This window comes from Empedobacter falsenii, assembly GCF_013488205.1.
GTDB lineage: Bacteria > Bacteroidota > Bacteroidia > Flavobacteriales > Weeksellaceae > Empedobacter > Empedobacter falsenii_C.
The window spans coordinates 1,802,529-1,815,904 of the sequence record NZ_CP040908.1; the positions used below are offsets into that span (position 1 = coordinate 1,802,529).

The 13,376-nt window shown below is 32.4% G+C and carries 15 protein-coding genes; 12 read left to right on the forward strand and 3 right to left on the reverse strand.

What is annotated here, in order from left to right; translation table 11 throughout:
* Positions 1-29: 29 nt before the first annotated feature.
* Positions 30-416, reverse strand: a complete 387-nt coding sequence (locus FH779_RS08355; protein ID WP_180906718.1) for a hypothetical protein — start codon at positions 414-416, stop codon at positions 30-32.
* 121 nt (positions 417-537) lie between these two features.
* On the opposite strand from FH779_RS08355, the gene FH779_RS08360 reads away from it, so the two are divergent.
* The 11 genes from FH779_RS08360 to FH779_RS08410 all read left to right on the forward strand — a co-directional run bounded on the left by FH779_RS08360 (position 538) and on the right by FH779_RS08410 (position 8,592).
* Positions 538-2,301 carry an AMP-dependent synthetase/ligase gene (locus tag FH779_RS08360; protein WP_180906719.1) on the forward strand — a complete coding sequence of 588 codons (1,764 nt, stop codon included), beginning with the start codon at positions 538-540 and terminating at the stop codon, positions 2,299-2,301.
* Positions 2,302-2,386: 85 nt separating this feature from the next.
* Entirely contained in the window at positions 2,387-2,920 is a 534-nt protein-coding gene (locus FH779_RS08365; RefSeq protein WP_180906720.1) for an STM3941 family protein, read from the forward strand.
* 27 nt (positions 2,921-2,947) lie between these two features.
* Entirely contained in the window at positions 2,948-4,255 is a 1,308-nt protein-coding gene (locus FH779_RS08370) for a DEAD/DEAH box helicase (protein WP_180906721.1), read from the forward strand.
* Between the two features lie 13 nt (positions 4,256-4,268).
* The gene (locus FH779_RS08375; RefSeq protein WP_180906722.1) at positions 4,269-4,565 is read left to right on the forward strand and encodes a Dabb family protein; all 297 of its coding nucleotides are present in this window, start codon (positions 4,269-4,271) and stop codon (positions 4,563-4,565) included.
* 155 nt (positions 4,566-4,720) lie between these two features.
* A complete protein-coding gene (locus tag FH779_RS08380) occupies positions 4,721-4,939 on the forward strand; it encodes a type II toxin-antitoxin system Phd/YefM family antitoxin (protein ID WP_244958055.1) in 219 nt (72 codons plus the stop codon).
* Positions 4,940-5,197 carry a Txe/YoeB family addiction module toxin gene (locus tag FH779_RS08385; RefSeq protein WP_180906723.1) on the forward strand — a complete coding sequence of 86 codons (258 nt, stop codon included), beginning with the start codon at positions 4,940-4,942 and terminating at the stop codon, positions 5,195-5,197.
* 136 nt (positions 5,198-5,333) lie between these two features.
* Complete coding sequence (gene map / locus FH779_RS08390) at positions 5,334-6,095, forward strand: type I methionyl aminopeptidase (protein ID WP_180906724.1); 762 nt, start codon at positions 5,334-5,336, stop codon at positions 6,093-6,095.
* 6 nt (positions 6,096-6,101) lie between these two features.
* A complete protein-coding gene (locus FH779_RS08395) occupies positions 6,102-6,401 on the forward strand; it encodes a hypothetical protein (RefSeq protein WP_125350083.1) in 300 nt (99 codons plus the stop codon).
* 216 nt (positions 6,402-6,617) lie between these two features.
* Positions 6,618-7,190, forward strand: a complete 573-nt coding sequence (locus tag FH779_RS08400; protein ID WP_180906725.1) for a YceI family protein — start codon at positions 6,618-6,620, stop codon at positions 7,188-7,190.
* A gap of 27 nt (positions 7,191-7,217) precedes the next feature.
* Positions 7,218-8,036 (forward strand): 4,5-DOPA-extradiol-dioxygenase, encoded by an 819-nt coding sequence (gene ygiD, locus FH779_RS08405; RefSeq protein ID WP_244958048.1) that lies wholly within the window; start codon positions 7,218-7,220, stop codon positions 8,034-8,036.
* A 37-nt stretch (positions 8,037-8,073) separates the two neighbouring features.
* Entirely contained in the window at positions 8,074-8,592 is a 519-nt protein-coding gene (locus FH779_RS08410; protein ID WP_180906726.1) for a YceI family protein, read from the forward strand.
* 52 nt (positions 8,593-8,644) lie between these two features.
* On the opposite strand, the gene FH779_RS08415 is transcribed toward FH779_RS08410, so the two are convergent.
* Positions 8,645-10,108 (reverse strand): alanine/glycine:cation symporter family protein, encoded by a 1,464-nt coding sequence (locus tag FH779_RS08415; RefSeq protein WP_180906727.1) that lies wholly within the window; start codon positions 10,106-10,108, stop codon positions 8,645-8,647.
* A gap of 233 nt (positions 10,109-10,341) precedes the next feature.
* Positions 10,342-12,684: an ATP-dependent helicase gene (locus FH779_RS08420; RefSeq protein WP_180906728.1), complete on the reverse strand. Its 2,343-nt coding sequence runs from the start codon at positions 12,682-12,684 to the stop codon at positions 10,342-10,344.
* Positions 12,685-12,879: 195 nt separating this feature from the next.
* Here FH779_RS08420 and FH779_RS08425 point away from each other — a divergent pair, with 195 nt between their 5' ends.
* Entirely contained in the window at positions 12,880-13,332 is a 453-nt protein-coding gene (locus FH779_RS08425) for a Fur family transcriptional regulator (RefSeq protein ID WP_038331681.1), read from the forward strand.
* The last annotated feature ends 44 nt before the right edge of the window (positions 13,333-13,376 follow it).

Genomic DNA, 13,376 nt, shown 5'->3' on the forward strand with positions numbered 1-13,376 from the left:
CCTCAATTCACCATGAATTGAGGGATTTTTTATGGATTCATTCTTCCATTAGAATATCCTCGAATCACAGTATAATTTAATTTTCTTATACTATCACTAAAAGAGGCGTTATCGGTATATAGAATAAAATCTACTTTTTCTTTGATATTTCCATGAGTTTCAAATTCATTATAAAGTGAATTAACTTGAAGTTTTCCTTTGTTCTTCTTTAAGAATAATTCAAAAAATGAATCATTTTCTCCTTTTGGAATAAAATAATTAGTTGGTAAATGTTTACAATCACAATTATCAGTGCTCAAATAATAGTGTCCAGAACATTGTAATTCATATAATTTAATATCTCCAATTTTATAAGACTTTTTAAAATCAGAGCTGCAAGAGTAAAATAATAAGAGAAATAAAATTAGATATTTCATAATTGTAATATTTATGACGAAAATAATTCTTTTTAAGTTGAAGATAAAATTTTTGAAAAACTCATCATTTTACGCTATTTTCGACGAATTCTTTTCAAAATTACAAAACTATAAGTGCGCTATGGAAGCAACCAGAATTTTTGATTTACCAAAACGTCAGCTGGAGAAGTTTCCTGATTTATCCATGTTTGTATCCAAACAAAATGGAGAATGGAAACCGATGAAAACCACAACTTTTTTAGAACATGTTAATGCAATCTCAAAAGGATTGATCGCTTGTGGAGTTCAACCAGGTGAAAAAGTGGGACTAATCTCAGAAAATCGTGTCGAATGGAATATGATAGATTATGCGATACAACAAATCGGAGCTGTTGTGGTAGCGATTTATCCGAATATTTCTGACAGCGATTACGAATATATTTTTAGCGATTCGGCTATAAAATTGTGTTTTACAAGTAATCTCGATTTGTATACGCGAATCAATCAACTCAAAACAAAATTGCCTTCATTAGAGCAACTGTACTCGATTGATGAATTTGAAAATACAGAAAGTTGGAATGTTTTAATCGAAAAAGGAAAAACAATTCAACAAGAAGAAATAGACAAACGTGCCGCAAATGTAAAGCACGAAGATTTAGCTTTTTTAATCTATACATCAGGAACAACGGGAAATCCGAAAGGTGTGATGTTGTCGCACAAAAATATTATTGCAGATGTTATGGCTTGCGAATATTCAACACCACTTGATCCTTATGATCGTGCTTTGACCTTTCTTCCTGCTTGTCATGCGTATGAGCGAACAATTCAGTATTTGTATGTGTACATGGGGATTTCGATATATTTTGCAGAATCGATGGAGAAGATTGGCGATAATTTAAAAGAAATTAAACCGCATATGATTACGGCTGTTCCTCGTGTGATTGAAAAAGTTTATGAAAAAATCATGCAAACGGGAGCTCAATTATCAGGTTTTAAGAAATCTATTTTTGATTGGGCTGTAAAAGTTGGCGATGAGTTTGTGTTAGAAGATGATCAGCGTTCTACAATTTATAATTTGAAATTAGCAATTGCCCGAAAATTAGTTTTACACAAATGGTACGAAGGACTTGGTGGCGAATTAAAAGCCATTGTAACGGGAAGTGCAGCGATTCAACAACGAATTGTTCGCGTATTTTTAGCTGCCGAAATTCCAATTTATGAAGGTTATGGATTGACAGAAGCTTCGCCAGTAATTGCGGTGAATTGTTTTCGTCGAGGTAAAAAGATAGGAACTGTTGGACCTCCGTTGAAAGGTGTTGAAGTAAAATTGGCTGATGATGGCGAAATTTTAGTGAAAGGTGATATTGTGATGATGGGTTATCATAATTTACCAGAAAAAACTGCCGAAGAAATCAAAGATGGTTGGCTATACACGGGTGATATTGGAGAATGGATAGACAATAAATTCTTGAAAATTGTTGACCGTAAAAAAGAAATGTACAAAACTTCGGGAGGGAAATATATTGTTCCACAACAAATCGAAATGAAAATGGTAGAATCGCCATTCATCGAGCAATTGATGGTTGTTGGAGAAGGCGAGAAGTTTCCTGGAGCTTTTGTGGTTCCGAGTTATACAAATCTCAAAAAATGGGCGCAGTCAAATGCTTCTGAAATTGTAAATCTTCCTCATGATGAATTTCAGAAAAGTGATGTTGTCAAAAAGAAATTAGAAGATGAAATCAATCAACTGAATAATCATTTTGGACATTGGGAACAAATCAAAAAGATTGCAATTATTCCAAATGAAATGACCGTAGAAGGTGGAGAATTAACGCCAACGTTAAAATTTAAACGTAAAATTATTTTAGAAAAATACAAGAAACAATACCAAGAAATTTTTGGATAATTAATAAGAGTCTCAGTTTTTTGAGACTCTTTTTTATAACCTTTAATTAAGATTAAAATCTATATTTTTGTAAAAACAAAATCAATTGAATTCAGTTAAAGTTTACGCAAAACAAACAAGCAATTGGGGATTATTATTCGGTAGTCTTTTATTTTTTGCTTGTTCAATTTATTTATTTCTAAACGCCAATCAAGTTAATTCTCCGCAAACTGCAAAAATTTTAAGCGGAGTTTTATTTGTTCCAAGTTTACTATTCATCATCGTTTCAATCAAAAAATTGATGAAAAAACAATTGATTTTATTGATTGATAAAAAAGGAATTGTTTACAAACCTACGGATCATTTGAATTATATTGAATGGGGAAAAATCTTGGAAATTGAAGAACTGAAATTACCTCGTCAACGTGTCATCAATGTAAAAGTTGTTGATGCTGATAAGTTTATCAATAATGAATCTCAAAAATTCCTACAAGCGCGCATGAGATTTTGGAATAAAATATATGGTGCTGTTGTTTCGTTTGACGCAAATACATTAGATAAAAATCACTTCGAAATCATGAATCTTTTTGACGAATTTATGGAAGATTATAAGATTTCTACAGCGTCAAAAAATGATTAATTCGAAAGAATAGACTATTTTTGCAGTATGCAAATCGATTTACTTTATAAAAATTTGGGCATCAAAGATATGAATGCAATGCAACGTTCAGCATTCAAAATGTCCGAAAATCAACGAGATTTAATTCTATTATCACCAACAGGTTCTGGTAAAACATTGGCGTTTTTATTTCCGACTTTAAGAGATTTAAATCCAGATGTAAAAGGTGTTCAAACCTTAATTTTAGTTCCTGCGCGTGAGTTAGCTTTACAAATCGAAACAGTTTTCAAATCGATGAAATCTGATTATAAAGTAACGTGTTGTTATGGTGGACATAATACAAAAGTTGAGCAAAATACTTTGTTAGAAGCTCCGGCTGTTTTAATTGGGACTCCAGGCCGTATTGCGTATCATTTGCGTAACGAAAATTTTGATCCTTCCACTGTTCAAACTTTAATTTTGGATGAGTTTGATAAAGCCTTAGAATTAGGTTTTCAAGAAGACATGAGCTTTATTGTTGAGCAACTTTCTGGCTTAAAACAACGTATCTTGACTTCTGCTACAGAAATGGAAAATATTCCAGAATTTGTTGGATTGAATGACGAAAAAATTGTGAGTTATCTGAAACAAATCGAGGTAAAGCCTGATTTACATATGAAAGTGGTTAACACCATTTCAGAAGAAAAATTGGATACTTTATTTAATTTGATTTGCAAAATTGGAAGCAAACGCATGTTGATTTTCTGTAATCACCGTGATGCTGTCGACCGTATTAGTAATTTGTTGCATGAAAAAGGAATTGCGCGTGAAAGTTTTCATGGTGGAATGGAACAAGACGAACGCGAACGTGCGTTACTGAAATTCAGAAATGATTCGGTTCGAGTTTTAATTACAACAGATTTGGCTGCGCGTGGTTTGGATATTCCAGAAGTAGATTCGATTATTCATTATCAATTACCTGCAAAAGAAGCCGCTTTTATTCACAGAAATGGACGTACAGCACGTATGAATGCGAAAGGTTTTGTGTATTTAATTATTAGCAATGAAGAACATTTTCCGTTTGTAAATGAAAATTTACCTGTCGAAAATTTAGGTGGAACATATAAGATTCCAGAACGTACACCTTACCAAACGATTTATATTTCTGCAGGAAAAAAAGACAAAGTAAACAAAGTTGATATTGTTGGATTTTTGTTCAAAAAAGGAGGTTTAGAAAAAAACGATGTCGGAATTATTGAGGTAAAGGATACAACTTCGTATGTTGCGATTAATCGTAAAAAAGTTCCAGATTTATTGAAAAAATTGAACGGTCAAAAAGTAAAAAATAAGAAAGTAAAAATGCAAATTGCATACTAAAAAATAGAATTTTATGTTAGCACACCACGTATTATTTTGGTTAAAAGACGACGCTACAGAAGCTGAAGTGAATACATTTCACCAAGCTTTGAAAGATCTAGAACCAATTGCTCCATCAGCATTTTTTCACGTTGGAACGCCTGCAAATATCGAAAGAGATGTTATCGACGCTTCGTATTCGTTTTCTTTGTTTGCAGCTTTCGAAACGATGGAACAATTTGAAACCTATCAAAAACATCCACAACATATCGAGTTTTTGAATGGTCCAAATAAATTAGCAAAACGAGTATTAATCTATGATGCAGATTAATCGTTAGAAAAATATAAACTTAAATCCGTCATTTGACGGATTTTTTTATTTTCTAAAACTTTATAAATCAAGTTTATTTATAATTAATTATACTTATTTTTGTACAAAATATTGTACATATGTTGATAACAAATATTTCTTAATTTAGAAAAGATATTAAAGAATATTTTGATCGTGTGACGAATAATTTTGAAACATTGATTATTAATCGTGGAAAAAATTCTGGTGTTGTTATTATGTCTTTAGAAGAGTATAACTCGCTAATTGCTACGAATCACGAGCTTTCTTCTCGCAAAAATGAAGAGCGTTTGGATGCTGCAATTGAGAAATTAAAAACTCACAAAACGTTTACAAAAGAGTTAATCGAAGAATAGATGAAAATCGTTTTTGTTGATGAATCTTGGGAATATTATTTGTATTGGCAAAAAACAGATAAATCTAAATTGAAAAAGATCAATGAATTGATTAAAGATATTGCTCGAAATCCTTTTGATGGTCTGGGGAAACCAGAAGCTTTGAAACACAGATATGCAGGATTTTGGTCGAGAAGAATAGATCATGAACATCGGTTAATATATCGTGTTGTAGAAAATGAAATTCAAATTGCGAAATGTCGTTTTCATTATGATTGATATACTTCTTTATCAATCAACAATATAATCTATTATACAATAATCACGAATTTCTATCAAAATAAGCAAATAATCGTTACAAATACCCGTAAATTTGTAAATGATTTCTGAAAAGGAAATCAATAGAATTTAAGCAATGATTATAGAGACAGAAGAAGAGTTAATCGGAATGAAAAAAGTCAGCGAAGCTGTAGCCGTTACTCTTAAAGAGATGAAAGATTATGTAAAACCTGGAATGTCAACAAAAGAATTGGACGATTTTGGTGCGAAGATTATGCACAAATTTGGTTGCAAATCAGCTCCTTTCGAGACGTATCAATTTCCTGGTTATACTTGCTTAAGCGTGAATGAAGAAATTTGTCACGGAATTCCAAGAGTCGATAAAATTTTGAAAGACGGAGATGTAATTAATATTGATGTTTCTGGAGAATTAGGTGGTTTTTGGGCTGATAATGGAGGTTCTATTGTTGTTGGAGAAGATGTGAATGGTTATCAAAAAATTGTTGATGCATCTATTTCTGCGCTTCAAAAAGCAATTGCAGCTGTAAAATCTGGCGTTAAAATCGCTGATATTGGTGGAATTATTGAGAAAGAAGCAAAAAAAAATCATTATCATGTGATCGAGAATTTAACTGGTCATGGAGTAGGACGTTCGTTGCATGAAGAACCATTAGATTTGATGAATTTTAGAGATCCAGATGATAAACGTCGATTCCGTAAAAATTCAGTTATTGCGTTAGAAACTTTTATTTCAGAAAATTCTTATGAAGCAATTGAGCAAGCGGATGGTTGGACAATGATAGGAAATGCACCTGGCGTTTTTGCACAACACGAGCATACTGTTTTGGTCACTTCTGAAGGTCCTATGATTTTGACGCACATGAATGGTAATTGGTAAAATTATATGAAGAGAAACGAATATATTAAAGTAGATCGCGAAGTGGTCAAAAAAATGAGCGAAGATATTCAGGCTTATTTAACAGAAAATAAGTTGGAACGTGTAAAAACGAAGGATATGATGCCTTTCTTAATTGAAAAAGGATATTTTCCTCACGATCGTAAAAAAGGATATCCTTTACGTCAGATTCTAACAGATTTGAAAAAATCGGAAGAATTACATTTATTACCGCAAGCATTTCCAGAATATTTGGAAATCGAGAATAAAAAAACATCTACCTACTGGTATTTTAGTCCAGTAAAATAATATTAAACACTTCTATTGAAGTGTTTTTTTTATTGCTAACAAATTCAAAATCTTTACTTTTTGGAATGTTAATTGATACAATTTGATCGTTTATTAGATGAAAAATCAAGCTTTTTAATTTCTTATCTTATGTCAATGAAATCTCGCTGATGACTGAGTTAAATTTGTCCTATCAAAATAAATAATTAATTAAAAACAATCAAATAATCATTCGTTATGAAAAAATTATTATTCACGTTAATGTTATCAGCAGCTTCAATGTCTGCATTTGCTCAAAATTATACAAATGATAAAGCGCACTCAAAATTAGGTTTTTCTGTTTCTCACATGACAATTTCTGATGTTGAAGGACAATTCCAAAATTTTGATGTTCATTTAAACTTTACAAAAGAAGATTTAAGCGATGCAAAATTTCATGTAGTTGCAGATATCAATTCAATCAATACAGGAATAGAGGCACGTGATAATCATTTAAAATCAGCAGATTTTTTCAATGCAGCAAAAAATTCAAAACTAGAATTCTCTTCAAAAGGAATTACACGTGTTAAAGGAAATCAATTTAAAATGGTTGGTGATTTAACATTAAATGGAGTAACAAAACCAGTTGCGTTAAAATTAGTTTACAACGGAAGTATTAACAATAACGGAGTTAAAACGTACGGATTTACAGTAAAAGGAAATGTAAAAAGAAGTGATTTTAATATCGGTGGTAATTTCCCAGAAGCTGTTGTAGGTGATGTTGTTACCTTAACATCTAACTTAGAATTTGCAGCTCCAAAAGCTAAATAATAATAAATAAAATATACTGTAAAAATCGTGAATTTCAATACGTTAAAATCTATAACTTCAAGTTTTTCTACAACTGATAAAATGCCAGTTTTATTTTTAGGACATGGCTCTCCGATGAACGCAATCGAAGAAAATATTTTTGTAGAAGGTTGGAAGAATATTGGAAAAACAATCCCAAAACCAAATGCGATTATTTGTATTTCGGCACATTGGGAAACGAAAGGGACTAAAGTTATGGCTTTAGAACAACCGAAAACGATTCACGATTTTTATGGTTTTCCGCAAGCTTTATTCGATGTTGAATATCCAGCACCAGGAAGTCCAGAATTGGCTACAAAGGTCAAAAATTTAATTAAAACAACAGAAATCGATTTAGACAAAATGTGGGGATTTGACCACGGTTCTTGGAGTGTGATTAAATTTTTGTATCCAGAAGCAGATGTTCCGATGATAGAACTGAGTTTGGATGTTTATAAAACGCCAAAAGAGCATTACGAATTAGCGAAGGAATTAGACGCTTTGCGTAGTAAAGGTGTATTAATAGTAGGAAGTGGGAATGTTGTGCACAATTTGAGAGCGTTAAATTGGAATGAGCCAAATGCTGGTTACGATTGGGCATATGAAGTGAATGATACATTCAAGAATATTGTGCAAACAGGTCATCACGACGAATTGTTCAATTTTGTACAAAAAGGTAGCGCATTTAATCTTGCTGTACCATCTATGGAACATTATTTGCCATCTATTTACGCCTTAGCATTACAAGGAAAAGAAGAGGAAGTAACACTTTTTAATGACAAATTAATTTATGGATCATTAGGAATGTTATCATTCAAAATAGGATAAATAAATCAATTTAAATAACAAATAAAAACAAAACATTATGGCAACAAAATGGAATTTAGACCCTTCTCACTCAGAAGTTCAATTTAAAGTTAAACACATGGTAATCTCTACAGTAACAGGAAATTTTGATGATTTCAATGCTAGTGTAGAAAGTAATAGTAACGATTTTTCTGATGCAAAATTTGAATTTGATGCAAAAGTAGATTCAATCAATACAAAAAATTCAGATCGTGATGGACATTTAAAATCAGCTGATTTTTTCGCTGCTGAACAATTTCCAGAAATGAAATTTGAAAGTACTTCAGGTATTCAAAACGGAAAAATTGAGGGAACTTTAGAAATCCGTGGAGAGAAAAAACCAATCACTTTAAATGCAGATTTTGGTGGAGTTATTACTGATCCTTGGGGATTAGAAAGAGCTGGTTTCGAATTCTCAGGCGAAATCAATCGTAAAGATTACGGATTAGGATGGAGCCAAGTAACAGAAGCAGGAGGATTAGTTGTTTCGGATAAAGTAAAATTATTGGTGAATTTAGAGTTTACTCAAGCCCAATAATCATAATTTTTAATAGCAAAAAAGCCACTTCCAACGAAGTGGCTTTTTTGTATTATTTATTTTTGTTCTCCCAAAAAGTAGCATTTTTAATTCCGATTTCTAACGGATTGAAATCAGGATTTTTGATTCCTTTTTTGCGTTTGTCTTTGTAATCTTTCCAAACTTTAAGACCAACATTACTCAATAATAAAATAGCAATAATGTTAACCCAAGCCATTAATCCAACACCAATATCACCAATAGCCCATGCTGTTTCTGCAGTTTTAATTGTTCCATAATATGTTGCACCCAAGAAACAAATGCGTAAAATCCAAACATATATTTTAGTATTTTCACCTTTGAAAATATATGTAATATTAGTTTCCGCATAATAGTAATAAGCCATAATAGTAGTAAAAGCAAAGAAAAACAAAGCAATTGCAACAAAACTATCTCCAAAAGCAGGAAATTCACTTGAAACAGCGGCTTGTGTAAATCCTGTATAATCTATTCCAGGAAGATTTTCTGTAATAAAATTTCCAACTTTTTCAGGGTGATTTACATTGTATTTTCCTGTAAATAGAATCATAAAAGCGGTTGCTGTACACACAAATAAAGTATCAATGTAAACGGAAAAAGCTTGTACTAAACCTTGTTGAGCTGGGTGATTAACTTCCGCTGCTGCTGCTGCGTGCGGAGCAGTTCCTTGCCCAGCTTCGTTAGAATAAATTCCACGTTTTATTCCCCAAGCAATTGCAGCACCAAAAACGCCACTATAAAGTGATTCTTGATTGAATGCTGAAGAAAAGATTAATCTTAAAACAGAAGGAATTTGTTCGAAATTCATCCCAATAATAATGATAGCCATTAAGATGTAAGCACCTGCCATAAAAGGAACAATGAATTCTGAGGCTTGTCCTAAACGTTTTACGCCTCCAAAAATGATTAAAGCTAATAATCCAATAATTATAAAACCTACTACGTTAATTGGAATTCCGGCAAAATCATACATAGGAATATCGAAAGCATTATTCAAAGCAGATGAAATACTATTTGACTGAACGCCTGGTAATAATAATCCACAGCTCATAATTGTAATGATTGCGAATAAAACTGCGTACCATTTGATTCCTAAACCTTTTTCGATGTAATACGACGGACCTCCGCGATATTCTCCATTAATTTCTTGTTTGTAGACCTGTCCTAATGCAGATTCTATGAATGCAGATGCACTTCCTAAAAATGCGATAAACCACATCCAAAAAACGGCTCCAGGTCCTCCCATAGCAATTGCAGTAGCTACACCTACAATATTTCCTGTTCCAACACGACCAGAAATTGCTAAAGAAAAGGCTTGAAAAGGTGTGATTCCCTTGTCCGATTTTTCGCCGCTAAAAAGCAAACGAACCATGTCTTTTATATAAACTACTTGTAAAAATCCGGTGCGAATAGAGAAGTAAATTCCTGTTAAAGCGCAAAGTCCAATTAAAGCATATGACCAGACGTAGCTGCTTATTAGATTGATGATATCATCCATTTGAGTATAAAATTTTTGTTCTTGTGTTTATTTGTGGTGCTAAAATGCTAAAAAAATCTTAATTATAAGATTTAATCTGTTTATTTATTCGAAAAAATAAATCATAACAAGAATTTTATTCTAAATTTTGATGATATCTTATTTAAACCTTTTGTTTAATATCAGGTATGTAGTTAATTAAAATATAAATAAAAAAGGTTACAAATTATTGTAACCTTTTTCTGTTTTTTTTATTATGATCGAATGATTTTTAGTTTAGCAAAATTTAAGAGTAATTTTTTCTCTCCAGCATTATCAAAATGAATAATGGCTTTCATATCTGATGGTTCTCCTTGCAAATCTTTCACAATTCCTCGTCCAAAACGATCGTGAACGACAACTTGACCAACTTGTAAACCTTGAGCATTCGCTGTTGATGAAGCACTACTTTTCGTTTGATTTACTGGTTTGAAATTTGATCTTGGTTGAGCTGGTTCTACACGAGCTCTCGGATTAGGTCGTGCAACCGATTTTTCTCGTTGTTGATACTGTTGCGGTGTTGGTTCGTCTCCAAATAAATCAGCCGATAATCCACTATTGTTTGAAGCTCTTGCAGAAATATTCAGATTTTTCCATTCTAAGAAACTATCATCAATTTCTTCTAAGAAACGAGATGGTTCGCAATCGATAATTTTTCCCCAACGAAAACGTGAAACAGAATAGGTCATATAAGCCACTTTCTCGGCACGTGTCAAGGCAACATAAAATAAACGACGCTCTTCTTCTAATTCAGCACGTGTGTTAACGCTCATCATAGAAGGGAAAAGATTTTCTTCTAAACCTGCAATAAATACAACAGGGAATTCTAAACCTTTTGCTAAGTGAACAGTCATCAAATTTACTTTGTTATCGTCATCTTCTTCGTTATCCGCATCAGTTGCTAAAGCAATATTTTCTAAAAAACCTCCTAAAGAAGCGTCTCCTTCGTCTAATTGTTGTTGTTCTTCAACATAACCTTGAATCGAGTTTAACAACTCTTGAACGTTTTCTAAACGAGAAACACCTTCTGGTGTAGAATCTTCTTTCAACGCATTCAATAATTGAGTCGTTTTAGCCATTTCCATCGTTACTTCATACACATCATGCGATTTTAACATGACTTGGAAACGCTTAATCATCAACACAAAATCATTCAGTTTGTTTGCTGTTCCTGCATTTATACCAATTGTTGGAGCATATATTGCAATATTTTCAATCAAAGAAAATAAACTAATTTGATGTTGATCTGCCGCGACCAAAAGTTTAGAAATTGTTGTTTGACCAATTCCACGTGCTGGATAATTGATTGTTCGCAATAAAGCTTCTTCATCATTTTGATTAATCAATAATCTCATATAGCCAACCATATCCTTAATCTCTTTACGCTGATAGAAAGAGGTTCCGCCATAAACACGGTATTGAATTCCTCTTTTTCTCAAGGCTTCTTCTAAAGCACGAGATTGAGCATTTGTACGATAAAGAATAGCAAAATCTTTTGGTTGAAGATGTTCATTGATCTGTCTTTCCCAAATTTGTGTCGCAATATAGCGTGCTTCATCAGCATCAGAAAGTCCACGATAAACGGCTATTTTTTCTCCAGTTTCATTCGCTGTCCAAACATTTTTTTCTAATTGATCTTGATTTTGTTTGATAATCTGATTCGCAGCTTCCACAATCATTTGCGTCGAACGATAATTTTGTTCTAATGGATACAATTTCGCATCAGGATAATCAGATTTGAATGATAAAATATTTCGAATATTTGCACCACGGAAAGCATAGATAGATTGCGCATCATCACCAACCACACAAAGGTTTTCGTAACGAGAAGCCAATGCTTTTACAATCAAATATTGAGAATGATTGGTATCTTGGTACTCATCTACCATAATATATTTGAAACGTTCTTGATATTTTGCTAAAACCTCAGGAAAACGCGTCAAAATTTCGTTGGTACGTAACAATAAATCATCAAAATCCATTGCACCAGATTTGAAACAACGATCTACATAAGCTCTATAAATATCACCCATTCGAGGTCGCATTGCTTCATTATCTGCTTCAATTAAAGCTTGATTGTTATGATAAGCTCTAACTGTAATCAAGTTATTTTTGTATTGAGAAATTCTTCCCAAAACTTGTTTTGCTTTGTAAATATCTTTATCCAAATGCATTTCGTTAATAATCTTTGTCATTACCGAAACTGCATCTTGTTGATCGTAAATTGTAAAATCTGATGGATAACCTAAAAGCGGAGCTTCAACACGTAGAATACGCGCAAAAACAGAGTGGAAGGTACCCATCCAAAGAGCTTTTGCATTCGCTTCACCAACTACATGTCCGATACGTTCTTTCATTTCTCGGGCAGCTTTATTGGTAAATGTTAAAGACAATATATTGAAAGCATCAACTCCTTTATTTAGTAAATGAGCAATGCGATAAGTTAACACTCTCGTTTTTCCAGAACCCGCACCTGCAATCACCATTACTGGACCTTCGGTAGCTTCTACAGCCAAACGCTGTGGTTCGTTCAGTTTTTCTAAATAATTTTCTTCCATCGTGTGCAAAGTTAACCTTTGTAGTGTAAAGGATAAAATAATTTTGAAAGATTATATGTTTTCTTATATAGACATATTGTTAATTATATCTGATTATAAAGATTTATTATCAAGAGATAGAAAAAACGTACGAATTGAAAGCTGTTTCGTTACATTGATAAGGAAATATTCTGTATATTTACACAAATTTTTTATATGACAGACGAATCAGTAAAATCAAGTAATTACGAAATAGTAAAGCAAGTGTTTACGAATTTCTTGGAAGACAATGGACATCGTAAGACACCTGAACGTTATGCTATTTTAGAGGAAATTTATTTTACAGATGATCATTTTGATATTGATATGTTGTATATCAAAATGAAAAATAAGAAATACCGCGTTAGTCGTGCTACTTTATACAATACTATCGAGCTTTTGATGGAAGCTAAATTGGTGCGTAAACATCAGTTTGGAGATCAACAAGCGCATTACGAAAAATCATATTTCGACAAAAATCATGACCATATTATTTTGTCTGATACAGGAGAAGTATTGGAGTTTTGTGATCCAAGAATTCAATCTATTAAACAAACGATAGAAGATATTTTTGATATCAAAATTGATAATCATTCATTGTATTTTTACGGAACTCGTAAGAATAAATAACCTTGATTTTATAAAATCAAAAGACCTTTTACAATTTCGTAAAA